A 23,300-nucleotide genomic window follows, 5' to 3' on the forward strand; every position below is an offset into this window, starting at 1 on the left:
CCCGGCGACAAGATAAGTCAACCGGCGCGCGCATGGCGTACAAAACTGCGTTACCGGCAGCACCGGATCGGGCGAAGCGGGGCGAAGAACCGCCCCGTCCCGTTTCGCCTAGCCGTTGAGATCGAGGACGATGCGGCCGTCGATCCTGCCCTCCTCCATGCACTCGAAGATGGCGTTGATGTTCTCAAGTTTGTCCCAGGAAAAATGGGCCGCGATCTTGCCCTCGCCCGCAAATTCCAGAGCTTCACCACAGCGGCTTTCATGGTCTCCGATGCTTGATGTTGGCGCCGGCGCGGCCGGCATCGCGCACATCCTCCTCTGCGGGGCGCGCTGACGGACGAAAGCTTAGCGGCAGAAAAAAACGCGGTTCCTTGACGCGCATCAAGGAGCGGCCATTCGGCGGGAAATTCGTCGCAGATCTGAAACAGTCGCGCCGGCAAATAGCGATCAGCTGGTCGCCATCCAGACGCAGAGCCAACCCCACATCGCGAGGAGTGTCACGAAGCCGGTGATGAAAAGCGGGCGGCGATAACGGAGACGGTTGCTGGTCACATGAACGGCGGCATGGACGTAGCGCAGAGCGACGAAGAGCCAGGCGAGACCGAGCGAGACAAGGTTGTCGGCTTCGGTGATGTAGAGCAGCACACAGCAGACATGGAAGAGCACCGGCAACTCGAATTGGTTGGCGATGCTGTTGCGGACGACAAGGCTCTCGGCCGGCTCGTGGCGGTTTTCGCGGAACTGCGACGCCTCAACCTTGCCCGTTCGAACAAGCGAAACGCGACGCGCCGAGAGCAGCGCATAGAGCGCGAAAACCAGCGAAGCATGGGCGACCATCGGCCAGAAGATCTCGAAGCCTGTCATCGCTGCTCCGCGTCAAAATATCGGATAGGAGTTTCCGGGTGGAGTGGGACGCCCGACGGCGTCCCGTGGAAGATATCAGACGGCGCCCGGATAGTTCGGGCTCTCACGGGTGATCGTCACGTCGTGCGCGTGGCTCTCGCGAAGGCCGGCGCCGGAGATCCGCACGAAGGTCGCGCGCTCCTGATAATCCTTGATCGTCGCGCCGCCGACGTAGCCCATGGAGGCCTTGAGACCGCCGGCGAGTTGATGCAGGACGCCCGCGACCGGCCCCTTGTAGGGGACTTGACCCTCGATGCCTTCCGGCACGAGCTTCAGCGTGTCGCGAACCTCGGCCTGGAAGTAGCGGTCGGCCGAACCACGCGCCATGGCGCCGACGGACCCCATGCCGCGATAGGCCTTGAAGGAACGACCCTGATAGAGGAAAACCTCGCCCGGGCTTTCGTCGGTGCCGGCAAGCAGCGAACCGATCATGACCGCGGAGGCGCCCGCCGCAATCGCCTTGGCGAGGTCGCCGGAGAACTTGATGCCGCCGTCGGCGATCACCGGGATAGCGGACGCCTGCGCAGCCTCGACCGCCGCCATGATGGCCGCAAGCTGCGGCACGCCCACGCCTGCGACAATGCGCGTGGTGCAGATGGAGCCGGGACCGATACCGACCTTGACGGCGTCGGCACCGGCATCGATCAGCGCCTTGGTGCCATCGGCCGTCGCGACGTTGCCCGCCATGATGCGTACGGAATTCGTCAGCTTCTTGATCCGGCCGACAGCATCGAGCACGCGCTGCGAATGGCCGTGCGCGGTGTCTACGACGATCAGGTCGACGCCGGCGTCGATCAGCCGCTCGGCACGCTCGAAGCCGTCGTCACCGACGCTGACGGCGGCGGCGGCGCGAAGCCGGCCCTGCGCGTCCTTCGACGCATTGGGGTTCAGCTGCGACTTTTCGATATCCTTGACCGTGATCAGACCGACGCAACGGCCGTCCGGATCCACTACCAGAAGCTTCTCGATCCGATGCTTGTGGAGGAGACGCTTGGCTTCCTGCTGGTCGACGTTTTCCTTGACCGTGATCAGGTTTTCCCGGGTCATCAGTTCGTAGATCTTCTGAGCCGGATCGGAGGCGAAGCGGACGTCGCGATTGGTAAGAATGCCGACGAGGCGGCCCTGCTTCTGTCCACCGCTGCCGCCGTTTTCAACGACCGGAATACCGGAAATGCCATGGACCTTCATCAGGCTCAGCGCGTCTGCAAGCGTCGCATCCGGACCGATGGTGACCGGGTTGACGACCATGCCGCTCTCGAACTTCTTCACCTGCCGAACCTCCTCCGCCTGTTCGGCGGGGGTCAGATTGCGGTGAATGACGCCGATGCCGCCGGCCTGAGCCATGGCGATCGCCAGGCGGCCTTCGGTGACCGTATCCATCGCGGAAGACAAAATCGGAAGGTTGAGATCGATATCCTGCGCGATACGGGTCGAGATGTTCGTCTGGCCCGGCATGACCTCGGAATGTCCCGGCTGAAGCAGAACGTCGTCGAAGGTCAGGGCCTCCAGACCGGTTGCCGTTTCGATGATACGCGCCATGGCCAGTTCCTCTTCAATAAACGAAAATCCCCGGGGACGGTCAGCGATTTGTCCACCGGGTGACTTCAAAGCTTGTCTTGGAAGTTGGCGAGGGCTCGTAACACGGATATGTCAGAATGAAAATAGTCAAGGCCCGGAAATCTCCCGGGCCGCGGTAATTGTTGTTGCAGGGCAACATTTCTCTACCGCTCAAATATCGAACTGATAGGTCGCCGGCACGAAGCGATAGCCGAGGTCGCTCCGCTCGACGAAGCCTACCGCCGGGAACGGCATGTGATAGCCAATGAAGGGCAGACGGTCCGTGGCGATCATGTCGAAGACCTTGCGCCGAGCAGCGGCCGCAGCCGCCTTGTCCATGTCGAAGCGAACCTCCCAATCGGGCCGTTGCAGCGACAGGACATAATGATTGGCCGTGTCCGCGGTCAGCATCAGCGCCTTGTTGTCGGAATCGAGCCGGAACACCATGTGTCCCGGAGAGTGGCCGAAAGCGGCGAGGGCCGTGATGCCCGGCACCATTTCGGCACCATCGGCAATGAAGGTGGTCTTCTCCGCAAGCGGCACGACCTTTTCGAGCACGGCCTTGTGGCCGTTTTCGGCCGGCGTGCCGGCACGCGCCTCGTCCTTCCAGAAATCGTACTCGACCTGCCCGGCAACGTAGCGCGCATTTGGAAAAGTCGGCTTGCCGGCGGTCATGAGACCACCGATGTGGTCGCCATGCATATGGGTGATCACCACCACCGAGACCTGTTCGGGCATGTAGCCGGCGGCTTTCAGTCCATCGACGAGCTTGCCGGTCCCCATTTCCCGGCCGGCCTCGCCAAGGCCGGTATCGAAGAGCACGACATCGGTTCCGGTATCGACGAGCGCCGGTGAAAAACCGTTGACGAAGCCGTCGGCGGGCAGGAAATTTTCCGTCAGCAGGGCGGAAACCGCGTCAGCCGGCTGATTGAGACCATAGGTCTCGTGCGGCTTTCCCGACATGCGCGTGCCATCGCTGATCACCGTGACCTTGGCGGCGCCGAGCTTGAGCGTCTTGAAGGCGGTGCCGTCCGTCGTTGCCGAGGTTTCCATCCTGTCTTGAGCCTTGGCGAAATGCGTCAACAAGGTCGGGGCCGCCAGGGCGCCCACTGCTCCCGTTCCGAACAGCGTTCGGCGCGTCAGCGAAAACGTCATCTTCTTCCCTCCATCCTGCAAGTGGGCCCATTGCCACCACGTGGCGTGGCAGGCAGGAATTAGGGCTCCAAAGAAAAAGCACAGGCGGCATCACGGGCTTTTGATCTGCAATCGCTGGTTTGGTTTGCGCTTCGACGGCTTTCGTGTTTTTAGACGTCCAAAAAGGTCGCGCTTTGACCGACCGTAATTTCCTGAAATCGATTCCGCTTCCGGGAATTATGCTGTAGGCGATCATCGCCGCGCCATCCCCGCGCCACTCAGCCTAGGGCATTCCGCATGAATCGTGTCGTCCCGTTGATCCTCGCCGTGGCTCTCTTCATGGAGCAGATGGATTCAACGGTGATTTCGACGTCACTGCCGGCAATCGCGCGCGACATCGGTGTCGGGCCGATCACACTGAAGCTGGCGCTGACGTCCTACATGGTGGCGCTCGCGATCTTCATACCGTTGAGCGGCTGGATGGCGGACCGATTCGGTGCCAAGCGCATTTTCCGGGCGGCGATTCTCGTCTTCATCGTCGGCTCGGTGCTCTGCGCCATCTCGAACAGTCTGATCGCTTTCGTCCTCTCGCGCTTTCTGCAGGGCATGGGCGGCGCAATGATGACGCCGGTCGCGCGCCTCGTTCTGGTCCGCAGCGCCCCGCGAAGCGAGCTGGTCTCCGCCATGGCCCTGCTGACGATCCCGGCACTCGTCGGACCGCTCGCCGGGCCGCCGCTCGGCGGCTTCATCACGACTTACTTTTCCTGGCACTGGATCTTCCTGATCAACGTGCCGGTCGGTATTGCCGGCTACGTGCTTTCCGGCCTCTACCTGCCCGAGATGGAGCGGCGAAACCCGCCGCCGGTCGACATTCTCGGCTTCCTGCTCGGCGGCATCGCCGCCTCGGGCATCGTCTTCGGCCTGTCGGTCATCAGCCTGCCGGCGCTGCCGCCGGCGATCGGCTTCGCATCCGTCTCGGCCGGCATCGCGGCCACGTTCCTCTACATCGTCCATGCCCGCCGGCATCCGGCGCCGGTGCTCGATCTGAAGCTCTTCAGGAACAGCGCCTTCCGCGCAGCCACGATCGGCGGCACCGTCTTCCGCATCTCGGTCGGCGCCGTTCCCTTCCTGATGCCGCTGATGCTGCAGATCGGCTTCGGCCTCAGCCCGTTCCAGTCGGGCCTGATCACCTTCATCGGTGCAGTCGGGGCCATCACCACCAAGTTCCTCGCCCGCCGCGTTCTCGCTCTTGCCGGCTTCCGCACCACGCTGATCATTGCCGCGATCACCGCCGCCCTGATGACTTTCGCCAACGGCTTCTTCACGCCGGCAACGCCCTATCTGGTCATGCTCTCCATTCTGCTGGTTGCCGGCTTCGCCCGTTCGTTCTTCTTCACGAGCGTCAACGCCCTCTCCTTCGCCGAAATCGAGGACGAAGATGCCAGCAAGGCGACGTCGATGAGTGCCGTGCTGCAGCAGATCAGCCTTGCCCTGGGGGTTGCCGTCGCAGGCGCGATCCTGGAGATCGAAACGGCGGTGAGCGGTCGCCCGCTGAGTCTCGAAGACTTCCAGATCGCCTTCATGATCATCGCCGCCGCCAATCTGCTGGCGGCAATTCCCTTCCTGCGGATGGCGAAGGACGCCGGCGCCTCCATCTCCGGACACCGCCTGCAGCTGCGTGAAGTCGAGACGACGGCCGGCAAATAGGGCGGCTAATTCGTTATTCCGTCTGAATCCGGGCGTGGGCGGAAAACCGCTCACACTTGCCTCGCCCTCTCTATTCCGGCCGCTCGCAGACCGCCGACAGCTTGTTGCCGTCCGGATCGCGGACGTAGGCCGCATAGAAATTCGGGTGGAAGGGCCTCAAGCCAGGCGCGCCCTCGTCCGTGCCGCCATTCGCGAGTGCCGCCGCGTAGAAAGCATCGACGGCGGCGCGGTTTTCCGCCTCGAGCGCGACCATGGAACCGTTGCCGATCGTCGCCGCCTTGCGATTGAACGGCGTCACCACCCAGAGGCGGCAGCGGATATCGCTTTCGGCGCCGTAGCCGATTTCGACTTCGTCCTGCTTCCGGCGCTTCAGGCCAAGTGTTCCGAGCGTCTTGTCATAAAACGCGCCCGCCCGATCGAGGTCGTTCGTGCCGAGCGTCACATAAAGCAGCATGTTCTACTCCGTTGCAGCGTCTTCCGCCGGTTCGCTGGGTTCTTCCGCGCGCCGACCCTTGAAGCCCTTGGCGAGCAGGAACATCTCGACCGATTCGGCGCGAGACGAGGCCGGCTTGACGTGGATGACCTGGCGGAAATTCTGCTTCAGCATGTTCAAAAGATCGCGTTCGGTGCCGCCCTGGAACGTTTTGGCCAGGAAGTGGCCGCCGGGCGCGAGTACATCGACGGCAAAATGGGCCGCGACCTCGCAAAGATGCATCGTGCGCAGGTGGTCGGTCTGGCGGTGGCCGGTCGTCGGCGCCGCCATGTCGGAGATGACGAGGTCGGGCGTCCCGCCAACCGCTTCCTTCAGCCTGTCGGGAGCCTCCGGATCGAGAAAATCCATTTGCAGGAAGCGCACGCCGGGGATCGGATCCATTTCGAGGAAGTCGATCGCTGCCACACGTGGATCGGCATCGGTCGAATTGGTCACCTTGGCGGCGATCTGCGACCAGCTGCCGGGCGCGGCGCCGAGATCGATGATGCGCCGCGCGCCGGCAAGAATCTTGTGCTTTTCGTCGATTTCGAGAAGCTTGAAGGCCGCCCGGGCGCGATAACCTTCGAGTTGAGCCCGCTGCACGTAAGGATCGTTGATATGGCGCTCGATCCAGCGGCGCGAAGAAGCCTTGAGCTTCCCCTTCTTCACCTTCTGGCCAAGCTTACGGCCGCTGCGGTTACCGCCGATCGGCGATTTCGTCATACCTTGTTCCCCTCATGGGCCCTATTCCCCTCATGGGCCTTGTTCCCGTGGTGGGCCTTGTTACCTTCGTGCGCTTTGCTTCCTTCCTGGTTCGCCGTTCCGCCATTGAAGTTACGGTGCCGGCGCGGACGCGCGCGGCGCCAGGCGCCGTCGTCAGCCATCATGTCCGTTAGCAGGCCTTCGCGCAAACCGCGATCGGCCACGCGCATGCGCGTCGAAGGCCAGCGGCGGCGGATTGCCTCGAGGATCGCACAGCCGGCGAGCACCAAATCGGCGCGATCGGGCCCGATGCAGGGATTTGCGGCGCGTGCCTCGAAATCCCAGGAGAGCAGCCTGGACTGCATCGCCGAAACCTCGTCGTCAGAGAGCCACAGCCCATCCACCTTGCGGCGATCGTACCGCGGCAGATCGAGATGCACGCCTGCAAGCGTCGTGACCGTTCCCGACGTTCCGATCAGATGAAAGCCGTTGCCCGATGCGCCGTTTGCCAAAGCCTCTACCGGAGGGCTGTCGAAGCGGGCGAGCATACCCTCGACCTCGCGTACCATCTCCTCGAAGCTCTGCGGCGTCACATGCTCGCCGCCGTGGCGTTCGGAAAGGGTCACTACGCCGACGGGAAGCGAAGTCCAATGGGTGATGTGATTGGCAAGCCGGCTCGACCGGTTGTCACCAATACGGATGATGGCGATCTCCGATGAGCCGCCGCCAATATCGAAGAGGACGACGGACCTCGTCTCGCGATCGACCAGCGACGAGCAGCCGGAAACCGCCAGCCGCGCTTCCGTCTCGCGATCGATGATCTCCAGCTCGAGCCCGGTTTCCTCAGCTACGCGCTTCAAGAAGGTTTCGCCATTGGCGGCCGAGCGCGCAGCTTCCGTCGCGATCAGCCGACGACGGCGGATCGAACGGGCATTGAGTTTTGCGGCACAAATCTTGAGTGCCTCGACGGATCGCTCCATTGCATCGTCCGAAAGGCGCCCGCTCGCTCCGAGGCCCTCGCCGAGCCGAACGATACGGGAGAACGCGTCGACGACCCTGAACTGGCCCGGCCGGGTCGGTTGCGCGACCAGGAGTCGGCAATTGTTGGTGCCGAGATCGAGAGCCGCGTAAAGCGGTGCCTGTGGTTCGCCCGCTGTAACAAAGGGGGCGCGGAGATTTTCCGGTCGGGATGCCTGTGCCGACTGCGAAGCCGCGGCGGTCTCGGCACCGCGCTGATCGCCCGGTCGCTCGGTGACATGCGCTTTGCCGTTCGACGCCAGCGGCCGCCCCTGAAGCCCGCGCCGATGCCGCGCCTTCTTGCTGCGCTTGTGGCCCTTCTTGTCGGTAATCGCCGCATCGACAAGCTCGACGCTTCCACCGGAACCGGCGGTCGCTGTCTGGCCCTGCGGTCTTGCTGCTTTCGAGCGTCGGCGCCGTTTGCGCTTGCGCGCCGGCTCCGCCACTTCCAGTCCTGCGGGACGCCCTGCTTCTCCGGCCTGACCGGATTGGCTGGCAACTGCAGACGGCGAGCCGGACGGCCTGCGCCGTCTCCGCTTGCCTTTTCCGCCGCGCGGCACATGCTTGTGCCCCTCGCCACGGTCTGCTGCCGACGCCCCGTTCTCAGCCGGCCTTGCGCCGTGATCGGGGTCTCTCACTTGTCTCAACCATCGCGCCGGGCGAGACCTTTCGGCCGCTCAAGGCGCTCTCTCGATTTTACGTTGCGGCGACTGTACCAGCGCCGTCCCTTTTCGCCAAACCTTTTTTGACGCTGCCGCAAGACCGATAAACTGAACCGCCACCGACGTTTGCGGGCGCGTGATTCACCCCTTTCCACGTCCTGCCCGCCGCCATCGCGTGGAAAAGGATGGCTGGCCACAGGCCAGTCGCATTTTTTTGCCAAAAGGTATTTGCATCGGGCGTTCTTTTGTTTATAAGCCCGCCACACCGACGCGGCGGCCACGCCCAGCCAGCGAACCTTGGGGAATAGGTTAACGGTAGACCAGCGGACTCTGACTCCGTTAGTCCTGGTTCGAATCCAGGTTCCCCAGCCAACTCTCGCTAAAACCCCTTAATTCCTTGATTTTCCAGTCGTGCCGGATACCGTTTTGGCATCATTGGCGACCTGATGCCCAGAACTGATGCCCAGAGGTGATGCCCACGCGAAACAACGCGATGGACGAGCCCTGGGGAAGACAGGGCATTCGTCATGGCCGTACGCCACGAGGTCGAGAATCTGATCCGCCGCGGAAACATCTTCTATTGGCGGGCACGCGTACCGGCCGTCTTCGTCCACTGCCGGCCAGGCACTCGCCTTTCACTCAGCCTTCATTGTTCCGACCATAGAAAGGCTCAGATGATCGGCCGGAAGCTCAATACGCGGCTGGCCGAACTAAAGATGAATTCGAAGGACGTGATGACCACCAAGAAGCAGCTCCAGATCCTGTTCGAGCACGTACGGGATGAAGAAATCGAGAGGCTCGATGACATCAGCACGATGGCCAAGCGCAACGGCCGCGGTGGCGATGTCGTCGAGATGGAGCTCGATCTCGAGGTTGGATGGGCCTGCCAACTGCTGGCAAAGTTCGGGACCCGGTCGGAGCTCATCCTCCAAGGCGATTGCCCTGGTCTCACCTACCTCCTGAAGAACGGCGTCCCCGCCTCGCATGTCGATGCCATCCGGGCGAACTATCGCGGCGAGCTGAGTACGGCGCGTAGCCCTGGATTTGAGGACGGCATTAGACGACTGATCTACCACTTCGAGATTGAGGACACGGCGCTCAATCGCGAACGCGCCATGTCGAAAATGTTCGAAGGCCGCGCTGCGGCCCTACTGGATATCGATGAACGCCACGACCTCGTCGACCGCAGCTTAAGCGAATTCACAGGTGGCGGCAGAGCGAACAAGTCCGTGGTCGAGGAGAAGCCCGTCGAGGTCGAACCTGCTGCCGCTCCCTCGTTGAGGCTGACCAAAGAGAGCAAGTCGGCACCAACTGCGACCGACATCCCGGAAGCACCGGAAATCGCTTACCTCGAACTTTCGCCGCGCACGGCACCGACAACCGAGAAGGGGGCGCTCGGCAATCAACAGCCCAACCAGAGAATTGTTGCTGTCGCGGATTTCGAGCAAGAGTGCGAAAAGCTCATCGCCAACATGGGCGAAGAATGGACCGCGGAAACGGGGCGAGACGCCATGGCGCTGGTGCGGATGTTCAAGTCGGTGCTCGTAGAACATGGCGTCGAGGATTCCGGGCAGATCGAGCAGTACCACATCGGTCTGTTGCGTCAGCACTTCAATGAGATCCCGATCAACTGGGGTCGAAGCAGCCGGATGAGGATCATGTCGGCGCCGGAACTGCGCGCGAAGGGCCATGAGCTGCGCAAGGCGGCGGAGGCTTCGGGAACCAAGGCGGAGGTGGGTCTCGCCGCCGGGACTATCCGCAAACACTTCGGCAACCTGCAGCATTTCCTGAAACATCTGAAGGGACACGGGTTCGAAATCGAGGATTGGACGTTCGAAGGTCTGCGCCCGAGAAAGCCCAAAGCTGGCGAAATCCGCCGCCAACAGTACAAGCCAACGCCGCAGGATATTGCCCCAATTTTCGCCAGCCCTCTCTATCGAGGTTCACGAGGTCATCTGCGTGGACAACGTCGGGAGCCGGGCAAGCATGTCTTTCACGATTCGCTCTACTATCTGCCGATCCTGTTCACCTATCTCGGACCCAGACGCAAAGAGTTCGCCGGACTGACAGTCAACGACATTGCCAAGGACGAGGAAGGTTATGTCATCATCCTTCGCACGAACAGCCTTCGGCGGCTGAAGACCGCACAATCGGAACGACTGCTGCCCATGCCTGGTGAAATGGTTCGCTTGGGTTTCATCGACTATCTTCAAGCGATCAAGAAGCTTGGATACGAGGCTCTGTTTCCGGATCTCTTCTCGGACAAGACGGAGAATGATCCGGGCAATCGTTTCTACGACACATTCATCCCTGTCATGCGCGGCGCGCTGGGCGAAAAAATGTGGGAGCGATCCATTCATGCCCTTCGCCACGGCATGGCAGACACCCTGAAGCAGGCCGGCGTCTCGTCTGAAGTGATCGATGACATCTCGGGGCGATTGAGCGAAGGGAGTGAAACGAACACGCGATACACCAATCCGGCCGGCCTTCCATTGATGCGCAGCGCGCTCAAGCACTATCCGATCATTACGTCAACCATCGAACCGAAGCCGCTGCAGCTTCTTCCGTGGATCGAGAACAAGCAGCCGCCGCCATGGGCGCGAGAAGGCAAGAAGTGAAGCGACCGAGGCGGAAATGATTTCCGCCTCAGCACTCCGCAAATTAGGCCGCTTCCCAGACCTGGTTGAGAATGCGGGCAGCCAGCGCCGCCTTGTCCTGCGGAAGGAAGCGGCCGTAGTGCTTGGCGACCATGTCCGCCGTATCCTGGATGGCGTAGCTTGCCTGCTCGTAAGAGCCAGTCTGCTTCAGGATGTGGGTCGCCAGAACATCACGAACGTTATGGGGGCCATGGGGCAGCAGGCCTTTGATCGCCCCTCGCCCGGTATAGGGGTTGTAGATGCCATAACGCTGGATGGTGAGCCGCCACGCCTCATAGAAGCTGGTGATGTCGTAGGCGGCGTCGGTACTCGTCGTCTTGACCGTCTTCACGAAAAACGTCCCGGGATCGGCAGCACCTTTAAGAAGTACCGAACGGTGGCGCTCGACGTAATCATCAATGTGGCGGTAGAGGTCGAGCAGATCGGGCAGCACCAGCCTAAATGGTTTGTCTCCGAAGAACGACGAATGGGCGTTCTTGAAAGCCACCGCCGGGATCAACACCTCCCAGCCACCGTCTCGGTCACTCCAGCGGATTTCACCACGCTTGAGCTTTTCGAGCACGCGCTCCGAACGGGGCATTTGTCCGCGCGGGCATAGCATCAACTGCCGCAGGTTTTTCTGGCGAAGTCCAAGGTGCAGTCCTAGCCTCAGCATGAGGAACGAGCGAACCGCCTCGGCAGCCGGACGCGGATAGCGCTCCTCATCAGGCATCAGCCTGATGATCTCCTCGGTGATCCTCCGATATTCGCCGACAGGACTGTCAGCTTCGAGGACCGGCATGATCGGCTCGAACGGATCGCGATGGACCCGGGCGATGCGCTGGATTTCCTTCACACGGTGAGAGGCATGTTTGTGAAAGTCCTCGCAAGCGCCGTGCCAATCCTCCCGGGCATAATCGATCTCGTTCTGCGAGACGAGACCGGCAATAGGCTGCACACGCGCCAGGAGTTCCGGATGTTGCCGAAGCCACCCGGTGCTTTCCTTGGTGATTGCCAAGGCGATCCGCAGCATGTCGACTTCCCACGCCGTGTAGAAACCCCGGCGGCTTTCGCGCCATTGCAGATACCAGTCCCAGACCCCCGGAAAGATTAGCAGTCCGAAGGTCAGTTGGCGCAGCGGCACCCCATATCCCTTGATCTCTCCCGCCTTTGACGCCGCAAGTGCGCCAAACATCAGGCCGAGATGCTCAATCTTCTGGGAGGCGGTTTCCTCGCCCCAGACACCGTTTCGCTGAAATCCGATCGAGGTCAGCGCGGATGTCTTGAAGCGGACCAAGTCCGCCATTTCCATCGCGAGCGTCGGCGGCGCATCGATGACGCCGGACAACAGGTCAGGGTCTTCGATCCAGGTCTCTTCATAGTTCGCCGGAACCGCGATCTTTCCATCACGCGGCGCGCGTCCACCGTAGGATACGCCGGGAAAGCGGATGGCATAGCGCTGCTTCGCCGCGGCAGCCTGAAATTTGCGATAGTCCGTCGACCCGCTGATGATCACGCGACGGACCCAATCCAAAATCTCCTCGCGCTTGGCGAACGGAAGCGAGTTGAAATCATCTGGTAGATGCCACGCGATCCTGCGTCGTTCCGCAGGCTCGAGACCAGAGAGATTGAAACCGGACGCCGACCGCGACTGATGCGGCAGCTTCGCTTTGAAGTAGCCCTCCGGGAGACGATAGCGGCGCTCGATACGGCCAAGGACATCGAAGCTGTCGGTGCTACGTGGCACACGCCGGCCTTCGATCCAGCTCAACAGTGTATTCTTGTCCATGGGCTCATCAGGTCGCACGACTGATCGATAGAGAACCCAGTAGGTCTCACCGTGGCGACGCATGTGGAGCTGGAGTGCGGCTGCGAAGTCGGCGGGGTCATCCCACTCGCGAAACAAAGGTTGCGGAAACTCGACTATCACGCCAGGCTTATGCACCGCGGGGGCGACCTGGGAACGCGCAAATTTCGGAAGTGCCGACTTGATTGTCGGTTTCGCTTTCTCGGCGCTGGCATTCTTTGCCCTCGTTGCGCCTCCGACCTTTCGGGACCCCTCTTGCACCGCTCCAGCGGTTTTCTCGCCGTCCCTGTTCCAACGAACGATGGCATCAAACCCGGGGTCGATCAAACGGTGGTGCGATGCAAGCGATCGAGCATCGATTCCGGTCGTGCGGGCAACGACATCCCATTCTGTGCGGCCTCCCGTTCGGGGCGGTCCGCACCTTCGCTCGATAAGTCGTCGCATGTAGGCCCTAAGGGCTTCGGCTTCGTCGCTGGAGAAGGTGGTCGAGAGACGCAGTTCGCAATAGGCGTCGATCTTACGTTGGAAGGCTTTGATTGCAGTTAGCTTGGTCATTTCACTTCATGCTGTTCGTTACTCGGACCCTCTATGCGAGGGGGCCGGTCGAGCTAAGCCAAGCAGATTAACGGAGGATTGGAGCAGCAGACTGCTTCTCCGGAAATCCGATTCAGAATCAAACGGCGTTTTACGAAGTAATGGGGGGAGAAGTCGTCATTCCATCAAACGCCGTTAGGCGTTGGATCGGCTTCGTCGAGCAAACATATCCGATACCAAAGGACCGTGCGGACCCAGGCGCGCTCAAATCTCCTGGTCGAGGCCGTCGGGATGGATCAGGTGGATTTTCCTGCGGAACGGCGAGCCGCCCGTCCGGTACTTTGCGACCAAATCGTCGAACACTGCGTCGCATTCACGCTCATCGAACCCCTGATCGGTCAGCATCGAGACGATCTTGTTCTGGAACTTCTCAAGCTCCAACTGCTGCCCCTTCTCGATCGCCCGCCGGATCAGCCAAAACAGCGCCACCCGGGCCACGTCATCTCTGTCGGGCCGCTTCGCCCTCTTGTTGGCGTCGCGAAGCGCCTTCTGTCGTTGCCTGGCTATCTTCAGGGTCATGCTGCTCCTCCCGCTGCTTACCCTCTTCAATGGTCAGGGGAACGGCCTGCCGGCGCAAGCCTTGTTCGGCGGAATCGGAAATATCGACCTTTGAATCGGCGGCGCAGAAAAATGAATCAAATGAGCGCAATTTGTTTCGAATTGCGGGCACGTTATCTCAACCCGAGACAACGCAATCGGCTGCGAACGGCGTTGATGAATCGTCGTATTCGAATTCCGAATCAAAAATCCGGTGTTCGGAATCAAATGAGCGCAATTTGTTTCAGGTTGCCGGAGACTTGATGTGAGTTGCAGACAACGTGCCGCACCTCATCTCAAATCACGCCACATCATCACGATGGTGCCCGAGGATCCAGCCCTCCCATTTGTGGACGGCATCGATTGCAGGAATGCCTTCACCCCGCCGACCGTCAACGACATCGAGCATACCCAGCAATCCGATGACGGCATCGAAACGATCCTCGCCTGTCTTGTCCGAGCCGAAGCCATCGTCGATGATCGGCTGAAGCAGACCGGTATCGAGGTTCGGCCGCGCTGCAAGCCAGGGCACTATACTCTGTCCCATCCGTATCCGGTCTGTGTGGCGCCGCTTGCTCCATCCACTTCGGGGCATGCCGATCTGACGGTACACGTCACTGGGATAGGTCTCAGTGACGATGACCCGGTTGCTGTCCGCGAGATCGACTAGGCTTCCGTCAAACGGCCACAGTCCGATTTCATTCAGTCTCGGCACGATGATTTCCCGCCATCCCGAGATCGCACCCTTGCCGACCTGATTGCCGCCAAGCGTCCAGAACAACAGGCAGGCCGCCTGCCGATCGGCGGTCGCCCGTTCGCAGATGCGCAGGAGCGACAAAGCGTCAGAGATCCGAAGGGCGTCGAACAGATGGGCGCGCGCCGTGCCACCGGGACGGACGGGATAGAACGGGCGCTGCAGCGAGATATGGTCGCGATGATCAGCGACATTGTACCAGTCCGACCAGATCTCGGACCCGAATGATGTCAGCGCCTCCCGGAAAGAACCGAGGCCGATTGCTCGCGTATAGGCCGCCGGCAGGCCTATCGGGAAGTCGAAGCCGATGAGAAGCGCGCCAGGATCGGCCGCGCGACGCCGCAGCCGCTCGAACAGGCTCGACGTGTCACCGACGAGTTCCGGAGATTGAAGATGCCAGTCTTCGCCGCGCTTGGTGGCCACAGCCATCCAGCGCTTTTTGTGGTCCATGCTCCAATCGCAATGGGCGACAACCGCGACACTCATCCTGCACTCCGCTTCTCCTCATCGGCGCATGACTATCAGGTTTAGGGCGGCAGATCATCGTCTGTCAGGATCTGCAGCACAGCCTCTTCATCCAGCGCCTGGGCATCGAACAGCGCCTTGGCCAAGGCATTGAAGGTCGGTCTGCGCCTCCTGAGGATTGCCGCCGCCCGGTCGAGCGCCGCCTCCAGCCTGGCGTGAACGCGAGAGGCCAGGTCGGGGTCACGGTCGAGAACCGCGCCCGGATCGCGATGGGGTCGATAGAGCAGCGGATGTTCAGTCCCGAAGCCAAGCGTCCGCTCCAAGTCGAAGCCGATCCTTGTCGCCCGCGCCAGATCACTGTCGTCGGAGCCACCGGAGCCGCTCGATACGCGCTTGAGCATCAGTTTTTCCGCTGCCCGCCCGGCCATGAGCATGGTCAGCATATTTTCGTACCAGTCTCGGGTATCGGTGGACCAGACATGGAAGCCGACGAGATTGTAGCCGCCCTGCCCGGTATCGATATTGAGCCCACGGACGGGACCGAGATCGAGTGCATGATGGACAACCGCATGCCCTGCCTCATGGAACGCCCACCGCCAACGCAGATTGTAGGGCACGGGCGGACGATGGCCGCGGATGCCGTCTTCGATATCCTCGAAGCAGATCGCCCGCTTGCCACGTCGCGCCTTCAATCGCGCCTCCCGGACGATGCGTTCAATATCGGCGCCCGTCAGCCCCATGGCCCGCGTCGCCAGACGCCGAAGGATCGCGTCGCCGGGATTGCTCTGTTGCGAGGCTGCCGGCGTTTCCGCCGTGTTGCCGTTCTCCGGCTCGGTCATCGGCCTGCTCCCTTTCGTTCGTCTTCCGCCTCTTTCTTCAGATGGTCGGCAACGATCCTCTTCAGCGAGAACCCGTCATCGGTCTCCGACCGGGCGTCCGGTTCCTGCTCCCGGATCAGCGACATCACATCGTCGCCGAGATGATGCGCCAGGATTTGCGCGAGCGTCGGGACACCGGGCTTCGGGATTTCGATATGGGTTTCCAGCCGTCCGGAGCGTTTGATCGCCTCGTCGATATCGTCGGGGCGGTTGGTAGCGCCGACGACGATGAGCCCCTCGCTCTTCACGGCGCCGTCGAGCAGTTCAAGCAGCTTGTTGACCACGGTATTCCAATAGTCGGCATGTTCGCGCTCGGCCGACTGCCGCTTGCCGATGCCGTCGATCTCATCGATGAACAGGATCGCCGGTGCCATGGTACGCGCCTCGACGAAGGTCTTGTTCATCTTGTCGATCACGTCGTTGAGATGCCCGCCCTGAAGCCAGGTCGAGACGGAGGTTACGACCAGCGGAACCTGCAGGCTGTTGCACAGCGCCCGCGCAAAACTCGTCTTGCCGGTCCCCGGCGGGCCGGACAGAAGCAGCTTGGTACTCATCTCCGACCAGACAAGGATGCTCGCGCGATAGTCGTCGAGGTCGGCTTTGAGATCGAGCGCCCAGTCCTTCGCCTTGCCGTAGCCGGAGAGCGTTTCGACGGTCACGGGTGGCCTATGGCCGGCCTCGTCAGTCGCCAGCAAAGGTTCCGGCTGGATCACTTCGGCGCCCGACGGCTTGTCCTTTTTCCAGCGGGTGCTGCTATCGCTGTCAGAAGGTTTTGGCTTCTCGTCCGACCCCGTGGGTTTGTCGGTGGAGGTGGCGGAAGGCTTCGATCCGGATCCCCTTGCCTTCTCGCCACCATCGCCGTCCTCCTCCTCGAAGTCACCGCGATTGCGTTCGATGAGGATTGTAAGGACGTGCAGCACGTCCCGGACATGCCGTCCCGGCCGGAACGCAAGGACCAGATCCTCGAGCGACAGCCAGCGCGCATCGGAATCCGACGGCAGGCCCAGCGTCTCGATTCCCGCATTCGGATAGAGCACCTCGACGAGGTCAGAGACGAAGCTGCGCTCGAGCTTTCCCGTTTCCAACGACAAGTCGGCGGAGATGCGCAGGAGGGAGGGAATGTCCGACCGCTTCTCCGCGAGGGTAAGGATCGGGAAGCCGCGGGACAGCGCACTCAGCATCCGCCGACGCAGGGCTTTGCCGGTGACGCGATGCACCCCTGCGCCCGAGAACGCCATGAGACGCCTGCGTGTCTCCCCTTCAACGACGTCGAAGTGATCGTCGTTGAACATGTGATCGGACTCGATGATCGCGAAGGGACCGCCAGGCACCAGCCGGGACTTTTCCAGAAGCCGCGTCACTTCCCGCTCAAAGCCTTCGAGTGGCGCGTGGAGCGTGACGACCGGCGTCACACAGGTCAGGGTATGAACGATCTCCCGAAGTGACCGTCCGCTACCTCTGACCGCGCGCGCCAACACCAGGGCCGTCACGGTGTGACTGACTAGCGGCGCCGCCGCCCGATCGACCAGACCGACGGCGTAGGCACGCCGATCGATGCCGTTGCCCAGGGCCGCATCTTGCACCAGCACGCCACGCCGCGCCCGGGGGAAGGCCACCAGCCGGGAGGCGAGCGGCACGCCGCTGACCTCCGTCGTCACGGCAATCTCGCCGCCAGAGCTAGAGGCCGGATTGCCGGTCTCTTTAGGCGTGACCAGCCAATCGCCAAAGTTCCGCCGGAACCAGGCGCCATCCCGAATCGGATCGCCGCTCAGCCGCGTCGTGTCGAAGGCCGGGCTGTAGTGGAAGAGCAGATGACCATCGACATCGATGATCTTGCCTTCCAGCAGGCCGCTGCGCAAAGCGGCCCGACGCGCCTCGCGGCGGGCGAGATGCCGAAGACGGTGAACGAACAGGCGGGCGATCTTATCCATCGGCGCGCCCTTCGGTCTCCGCGGCAATAATTGCCGTTTCGGGGTTCCGCACCGGATCGCGCGACCGTGTCCGGAGGCGCCTTTGACGGTCGCGGTGACCGGACATCGTGGAAGCCGCCAGCACACGTTCGCGCGGCGAACGACGCAGCGGATGGGTGTTCCCCGGAGGAGCGACCGAAGCAGGCGACGAGAGATGCTCGTTCGGGAAGCGGCCGAAATCCCGGTTGCGGCTTCGCAGCCAGTCGAGCAGCAGGCGGCATGCCGGGTCGCCGCCATCGGCAAGCGCATTCAGCCGCAGCATTACGGGCTTCGGCACGTGGCCATCCAGCAAAGGACCTTGCCGGACGAAGGCGAGCGCCAGGCCGATTAGGATGGCGGGATCGTCAGCGGAACCTGGATGCTGGTCGACGCCAGCGGATACGAGGCAGGGAATAGTCGCGAGCCTGCCGTGAAGGCAGGGCAATGCGATGGTATCGGGCGTGACCGCTTCACAACGGAAGCCGGCCACAGACGGGCTGTGGGTATCGATGGACATGACTGTCTCCTCGCCGGAGCGCATGGCCTCCAGCGTTGTCGGAATGGAAGAAGGGGAAGCGGGCCGCGCACGTCTCGGCGCGGCCGCGATCAGTGCCGCTGGCTAGCGCTAGTGCCGGCGCGGACGGCGGGCGAAGCCGACCCGGATACGGACCGGTTCCGGTTCGTCATCCGGATCCTCGTCGAAGCAGCCAAGATCGCAATGGCCATCATCCTCGTCCGGCGCGGCCATCGCCTGCTCTTCCTCGTAGCTGAGCGCCGGACCGTTCAACGCGATCCGCGGCTTACCGGAGATGGTGGAAGTGTGCGCATCCGACACCACCGTCGCCATGATACCGAGGGCCTCGCGCGCCTCCGCCTCAAGAAGCTGCTGCACGCGACGACCGAAGCGGAGACGCAATTCCGCCATACAGGCGGCGACGCCATCGATCTCGAGCAGGTCGTCGATCTCAGACAGGGCCCAGATGCCGGTGGCATGATCGCTCGGGCGGCTGGCGCCGTCGACAATGGCAACCTCAACCGTATCGACCATCGTCCGCTTGTGATTCTTGTACAGCCAGTCCGGCAACACCATCGCCGACGCCATCATCTTCAGCTTCAGCTCCTCGATACGGCTGGTGTCGCCGTAGGAGGCGAGCGACCGCTTGAGGTCGAGGATGTAGGCCGTATGCCGCGCGCGGTTCACGACGATGAGGTCCGGCGTGTAACTGCCCTTCGCCGGCGCCTCGCAGTCGAGTTTGACCCCATCAAGACTCTGCCAGTCGTTTCCGGAGACGGCTTCGAGGGCGGCCTTGACCAGCGGCAGCTTCAAGGACTGGGTCAGCACGGTGATGTTCGGGTTGGCCTTTGCCAGACGCTCGACCGCCTGCTCGAGCAACTTGCCTTCCCGGAACGACACCGCGCGGACGAGCGAGGCGATGTGAACGTAGTGGCCGAGGATTTCGTCCTCGACCGGATCGCCGTCGGCGATGGCGGCAATGGCGCGATCGATCAGCAGATCGAGTTCGGCTTCGCCTTCAGCGAAGCGAACGATGTGCGGATAGCGGCGCAGCGCGGCCGGCTCGCCAAGGCCGGTCCGGGCGCCGGGACCGGACGAACGGTGGGAGAAGACAGATGCCGCTGCTGCGGTCGAACGGAGAGCTTCCCCAGTGGGGACAGAGAGAGTATGCGTGGTCATAGCCCGATTCCTTTTCGCGAAGGCTGAGGGTCAGGCCCTAGTCGATGTTACCAGCATCGGCTTGGGCCGCTTTGTGTCCGGTCTTCCGAACGGCCTTACCCTGGCAGGACCGGGAGCCGGGCTCAAGGACCCAGAAGAGCAAAAAAGAACAAAGCCGGTACATAGTTAACGGCGGGCCCACGAGGTCCGGGACCGATGAACGCTTCCGGCGATCGTCACATTCGCCGGCGCGTGTCCACTGGCCATCGAATGCAAAAAGAAAAGGCCGACGTGCGGCCCTTTCGAATTTGGTGGGAAGGCCGGGATTCCGGCCGCCCGGTCTTGGGTCAAGCGATCACGCGGCGGCGTTTGGTGGCGTTACGGATTTCGTAACGATGCCCGACTCGGACTTGATCCGGCCGACGAGTTCCGCTCGCGTCGGGCGCTTTTCAGGCTTGGCCAGTGCTTCAGCGACGGAAGGAACGTCATCCCCCAGTGTGAGCTTGGACTTGGGCGCCTCGATCGTGGCAGTGGCTCCAAACGCCGCAGCGATAGACTCCATCCTTTCTTCGACCGAGGGGATAGGCGTGAGTACCGAGTCGGGGCTGCCGCTGACATCCGCAGGAGCTGGCTCGTCCGCACCAACCTCGACCGGAACACTCGCGCTCGGTGCTTCACTTGTTTCCGCACCTGGCCAGGCCGGGGCGCTTGATTTGGAGGTGGCCCATTCCAGAATCGGCACGACTTCCGTTTCCAACCAGGTCCGAAGCTCGCCTTTGTCCGGCCAAGTCGTTTCGCTGCCCATCTTGTAGAGCAGCGCGCTGACCGCGGCCCAACCAGTCTTGCTCGGAAGGGCACTATTTGAGATTACATATGCCGCGGTTGGATAGGGCCTGACGAACTGCGCCAGACTTTCCAGTTCCTTATGGGCAAGGCGCGCCGTCAGATGTGTCTTTTCGGCGAGGGTCTTCTTGACGATGTTCTTCTTCGGCAACGCCTCACTGACGTGCGCGCGGATCTCCTCCAGGTGTCCGACGAAGGATTTGATGCCATCCCGGACCTTGATCGCAATGATCGCTTTGAGCCCGTCAAGGCCTCCGATATCGTACGGATCGATCTGCGGCCGTGCCTCTGTCTCGTTTTTCGAGCCGGCCATAATCGCTGCGACGTCCTGGACCCTGAGCTTGCCGTTCTGGGCGGCGAAGCCAATAGCCTGCTCGATCTGCTCGGGCTCCGCAGCACTCAACTTCCCAAGGACTGTGGGACCCACGGCCAGCTCCACCAGAATATCCCGGTAGGCATCCAGGTTGCGAAATACCGCGCGCTGGGTCCGGACGTGGCGCGCGGTATAACCGCAGCGCTCCACGGCCCATTTTTCCAACGTCCCATCCGGGAGCAGCTCGGCTGCGCGTTCAAGATGCTCCCCGAGCTTGAAGGTCTCTTCGGTTGAACGGCGCGAAACGCTGATGAGGAACATGGCCGTCTCTTCGAGCTGGCTCTTGATGTCTTCTGCGACAGCGTTGGCTTCGTAGAACGTGCGGGCGGCGGACGGGAGAGCGGATGCGTTGGCAGTCTTGGTCATGGTTATCTCCATGTAAGAGGGATGATTGTAAAAGCATAACCGCCTTTACCCCTCTATTATCTCAGAACAGTCTGCCATAGGAAAGCAATCCTAAGTTTTGCAATAAATTGTTTCCAAGTATCTCACTGAATTAGACATCAATAATTACTTTAAAATACCTTAAATTACTTCATATCGGCATCACCTCAAAAAATTTTTACTTCCGCGAACGCAAGCAACAAGCACAATTAATACGTGCGTTCCTTCCGCCAAAGTAGGGCTGAAACGGCGGGAGCATCCGGCTCTTTTCAAGTCAGCCTGCGACCTGGTAACAAGGTCCCGCAGCCTGATTTGCAGAGTGAGGGCAAGTCCATCCCAATGGTGAAGGCCATACTCACCACCAAGGTCGATCCGACCTACGACGATCTCCCGGAACAGCGGTATCATTTTCCGCGGACTTACTTGCGTCAGGTCGAGGCGGCCCGCGGCGACTGGATCGTCTATTATGAACCGAGGCGTCCGAGCGGCGACTTGATGAAGACAGGTGGCAGACAGGCGTATTTCGCGACGGCGCGAATTGCCGACATCATACCGGATCCATCGAAGCCCGATCACTTCTACGCGCTGATCAAGGACTTTCTGCCCTTCGATCATGCCGTCCCGTTCAAGGAGGCGGATCATTACTATGAGAGCGGCCTGCGCAAGGAGGACGGCTCGACGAACAAAGGCGCGTTCGGCCGCGCTGTCCGGAACATCCCCGACGCCGAGTATGACCTGATCCTCGCGGCTGGCTTCGCGCATGTCCTCGGGAAACGTGACCGCGCGCGGCCGACGCCGGATCCGGCCGAGGAAGCACACATCGGCTTTGGCGACAATCCGCAAATGCCTTACGAGATCGACAACATCGATCGCCGGATCGTCTCCCAGGTGTTACAGCGCCCCTTCCGGGATCGAGCGTTCTCCGCAGCCATCAAGACGGCCTATCATGACACCTGTGCCGTCACCGGACTCAAGCTGATCAACGGTGGCGGAAGATCAGAAGTCCAGGCGGCTCATATTCGTCCGGTGGCACATGGTGGGCCGGACAGTGTGCGAAACGGGCTCGCGCTCTCCGGGACGGTCCATTGGATGTTCGATCGCGGCCTGATCTCGGTTGATGATGACTACAGCCTGCTGATCGCAGGCGGCGGCGTACCCGATACCATCACGCGGCTTATCAAGCCGGAGCGGCGCCTGCTCGTCCCATCACGGCCGGACGAACGGCCGCATTCGCAGTTCCTACAGTATCATCGCGAGCAGGTGTTCAAGGGGTAAGGTGGCGGAAATGATTTCCGCTCTTTCTACCTTCTCCCCTTCACTCCTCGCCGAAGAAGTCCTCGTCTAGTCGCTTGAACTCGACGGTGCGATAGCTGCGGACGCCCACACCGTGCTCGATCATCAAATCAGCCAGTTCCTGTCCATCCATGAGAATGACCCGCTGTGCCAGATGCTTCACGTAGTCACGCGCCGGCTGGCTGAAGGTTGAGGTGGTAACGAAAACGCCTTTGGTGGCGCCGAGGCCAACGAGACTTCCCACGAAGCCATTCACGTCCGGGCGGCCGACCGGATTGCCGGGCGCGTAGCGTTTGGCCTGGACATAGATTCGGTCAAGGCCGAGGCGATCCTCGTTGACGATGCCATCGACACCGCCGTCGCCGGAGCGACCGAGCTGGGCAGCGGCGTCCTTGTGGCTACCGCCATAGCCCATGGCGACCAGGAGATCGACGATCAGTTGCTCGAAGAAGGCCGGGCTGTTCGCGAGGATGCGTTGAAGGAGTTCGTCGCGCAGCGCGGCCATGAGTGCCGCATGGGCTGCATCGATCTGCTCCTCCGGCGTCGTCCGGGGAGAGGCCAGATTAAGTGGCTTCGCGATGACGCCGTCCTGCTCGGCGGCACCGCCTTCGTTCCTGTAGAACTCGCGGAACTCCGGCTCTCGCATCAGGACCGCCACGTCGATGCGTTCCGGCGCCGTCGCCAACAGCGCCTTCCCCTTGTCTGTCGCAACAAAGCGGCCCCGCGCTGGCGAGGCGATCAGCCCGGCCTTGCTCATATAAAACTTCGCCCAATGGATGCGATTATGGAGCACGCGCTGGCGGCCGCTCGGCAGCAATTCGTCTCGCTCCTCCGGCGTCAGATCCAGATCGTCAGCAACCCGCTCCGCGATGTCAGCGACGCGGGTTTCGCCTACGGCAGCGAGGCGCAGCACAGGCAGCATGAGGCTCTGGTAGTCCGGTATCATCGGTCTGGCTCAGCG

18 protein-coding genes, 1 tRNA gene and 1 pseudogene are annotated in these 23,300 nt (G+C 61.8%); 4 read left to right on the top strand and 16 right to left on the bottom strand.

The features are described 5' to 3' along the window. Positions 1–108 precede the first annotated feature (108 nt). The 4 genes and pseudogenes from ILFOPFJJ_RS11870 to ILFOPFJJ_RS11885 form a co-directional block, all read right to left on the bottom strand. Positions 109–246, bottom strand: a pseudogene (locus ILFOPFJJ_RS11870) (zinc-dependent alcohol dehydrogenase); the annotation flags it as partial. A gap of 201 nt (positions 247–447) precedes the next feature. Beyond that, a complete protein-coding gene (locus tag ILFOPFJJ_RS11875; protein WP_173510750.1) occupies positions 448–864 on the bottom strand; it encodes an MAPEG family protein in 417 nt (138 codons plus the stop codon). A 75-nt stretch (positions 865–939) separates the two neighbouring features. After that, positions 940–2,442: an IMP dehydrogenase gene (guaB, locus tag ILFOPFJJ_RS11880; protein WP_173510751.1), complete on the bottom strand. Its 1,503-nt coding sequence runs from the start codon at positions 2,440–2,442 to the stop codon at positions 940–942. A 189-nt stretch (positions 2,443–2,631) separates the two neighbouring features. Beyond that, entirely contained in the window at positions 2,632–3,615 is a 984-nt protein-coding gene (locus tag ILFOPFJJ_RS11885; RefSeq protein ID WP_173510752.1) for an MBL fold metallo-hydrolase, read from the bottom strand. Between the two features lie 276 nt (positions 3,616–3,891). Between ILFOPFJJ_RS11885 and ILFOPFJJ_RS11890 the strand changes: the two genes are divergently transcribed. Next, positions 3,892–5,301: a DHA2 family efflux MFS transporter permease subunit gene (locus ILFOPFJJ_RS11890; protein WP_173510753.1), complete on the top strand. Its 1,410-nt coding sequence runs from the start codon at positions 3,892–3,894 to the stop codon at positions 5,299–5,301. A 70-nt stretch (positions 5,302–5,371) separates the two neighbouring features. Here ILFOPFJJ_RS11890 and ILFOPFJJ_RS11895 read toward each other — a convergent pair whose 3' ends face one another. The 3 genes from ILFOPFJJ_RS11895 to ILFOPFJJ_RS11905 are packed head-to-tail and all read right to left on the bottom strand — an operon-like array spanning position 5,372 to position 8,130. Beyond that, positions 5,372–5,755, bottom strand: a complete 384-nt coding sequence (locus ILFOPFJJ_RS11895) for a VOC family protein (RefSeq protein ID WP_173510754.1) — start codon at positions 5,753–5,755, stop codon at positions 5,372–5,374. 3 nt (positions 5,756–5,758) lie between these two features. Then, positions 5,759–6,496, bottom strand: a complete 738-nt coding sequence (locus ILFOPFJJ_RS11900) for an RlmE family RNA methyltransferase (protein WP_173510755.1) — start codon at positions 6,494–6,496, stop codon at positions 5,759–5,761. Further along, positions 6,493–8,130 carry a Ppx/GppA phosphatase family protein gene (locus ILFOPFJJ_RS11905; protein ID WP_173511498.1) on the bottom strand — a complete coding sequence of 546 codons (1,638 nt, stop codon included), beginning with the start codon at positions 8,128–8,130 and terminating at the stop codon, positions 6,493–6,495. Before ILFOPFJJ_RS11905 ends, ILFOPFJJ_RS11900 begins: the two co-directional genes overlap by 4 nt. A 322-nt stretch (positions 8,131–8,452) precedes the next feature. Between ILFOPFJJ_RS11905 and ILFOPFJJ_RS11910 the strand changes: the two genes are divergently transcribed. Together ILFOPFJJ_RS11910 and ILFOPFJJ_RS11915 are read left to right on the top strand one after the other, a co-directional pair. Then, positions 8,453–8,526, top strand: a tRNA-Gln gene (locus ILFOPFJJ_RS11910). Between the two features lie 155 nt (positions 8,527–8,681). Continuing rightward, positions 8,682–10,772, top strand: a complete 2,091-nt coding sequence (locus ILFOPFJJ_RS11915) for a site-specific integrase (RefSeq protein WP_173510756.1) — start codon at positions 8,682–8,684, stop codon at positions 10,770–10,772. Positions 10,773–10,815: 43 nt separating this feature from the next. Here the strand turns inward: ILFOPFJJ_RS11915 and ILFOPFJJ_RS11920 are convergent, their stop codons facing one another. The 8 genes from ILFOPFJJ_RS11920 to ILFOPFJJ_RS11955 all read right to left on the bottom strand — a co-directional run bounded on the left by ILFOPFJJ_RS11920 (position 10,816) and on the right by ILFOPFJJ_RS11955 (position 20,923). Then, positions 10,816–13,152: a hypothetical protein gene (locus ILFOPFJJ_RS11920; RefSeq protein WP_173510757.1), complete on the bottom strand. Its 2,337-nt coding sequence runs from the start codon at positions 13,150–13,152 to the stop codon at positions 10,816–10,818. 243 nt (positions 13,153–13,395) lie between these two features. Beyond that, entirely contained in the window at positions 13,396–13,710 is a 315-nt protein-coding gene (locus tag ILFOPFJJ_RS11925) for a hypothetical protein (RefSeq protein ID WP_173510758.1), read from the bottom strand. 319 nt (positions 13,711–14,029) lie between these two features. Continuing rightward, positions 14,030–14,968: a DUF429 domain-containing protein gene (locus ILFOPFJJ_RS11930; RefSeq protein WP_173510759.1), complete on the bottom strand. Its 939-nt coding sequence runs from the start codon at positions 14,966–14,968 to the stop codon at positions 14,030–14,032. A 41-nt stretch (positions 14,969–15,009) separates the two neighbouring features. Further along, positions 15,010–15,786 (bottom strand): ATP-dependent Zn protease, encoded by a 777-nt coding sequence (locus ILFOPFJJ_RS11935; protein WP_173510760.1) that lies wholly within the window; start codon positions 15,784–15,786, stop codon positions 15,010–15,012. Beyond that, positions 15,783–17,756: an ATP-binding protein gene (locus ILFOPFJJ_RS11940; protein WP_173510761.1), complete on the bottom strand. Its 1,974-nt coding sequence runs from the start codon at positions 17,754–17,756 to the stop codon at positions 15,783–15,785. Before ILFOPFJJ_RS11940 ends, ILFOPFJJ_RS11935 begins: the two co-directional genes overlap by 4 nt. After that, positions 17,749–18,291 carry a hypothetical protein gene (locus tag ILFOPFJJ_RS11945; RefSeq protein WP_173510762.1) on the bottom strand — a complete coding sequence of 181 codons (543 nt, stop codon included), beginning with the start codon at positions 18,289–18,291 and terminating at the stop codon, positions 17,749–17,751. The genes ILFOPFJJ_RS11940 and ILFOPFJJ_RS11945 overlap by 8 nt, the downstream gene beginning before the upstream one ends. 108 nt (positions 18,292–18,399) lie before the next feature. Next, positions 18,400–19,467 (bottom strand): hypothetical protein, encoded by a 1,068-nt coding sequence (locus ILFOPFJJ_RS11950; protein WP_173510763.1) that lies wholly within the window; start codon positions 19,465–19,467, stop codon positions 18,400–18,402. Between the two features lie 334 nt (positions 19,468–19,801). Then, a complete protein-coding gene (locus ILFOPFJJ_RS11955) occupies positions 19,802–20,923 on the bottom strand; it encodes a hypothetical protein (protein ID WP_173510764.1) in 1,122 nt (373 codons plus the stop codon). A gap of 462 nt (positions 20,924–21,385) precedes the next feature. Between ILFOPFJJ_RS11955 and ILFOPFJJ_RS11960 the strand changes: the two genes are divergently transcribed. Continuing rightward, positions 21,386–22,321, top strand: coding sequence for an HNH endonuclease (locus ILFOPFJJ_RS11960; RefSeq protein WP_112737388.1), 936 nt, complete (start codon positions 21,386–21,388; stop codon positions 22,319–22,321). A gap of 40 nt (positions 22,322–22,361) precedes the next feature. On the opposite strand, the gene ILFOPFJJ_RS11965 is transcribed toward ILFOPFJJ_RS11960, so the two are convergent. Continuing rightward, positions 22,362–23,285 (bottom strand): restriction endonuclease, encoded by a 924-nt coding sequence (locus ILFOPFJJ_RS11965; RefSeq protein ID WP_173510765.1) that lies wholly within the window; start codon positions 23,283–23,285, stop codon positions 22,362–22,364. Positions 23,286–23,300: the final 15 nt, after the last annotated feature.

The sequence above is a fragment of the Sinorhizobium psoraleae genome (genome assembly GCF_013283645.1).
In the GTDB taxonomy this organism is placed as follows: domain Bacteria; phylum Pseudomonadota; class Alphaproteobacteria; order Rhizobiales; family Rhizobiaceae; genus Sinorhizobium; species Sinorhizobium psoraleae.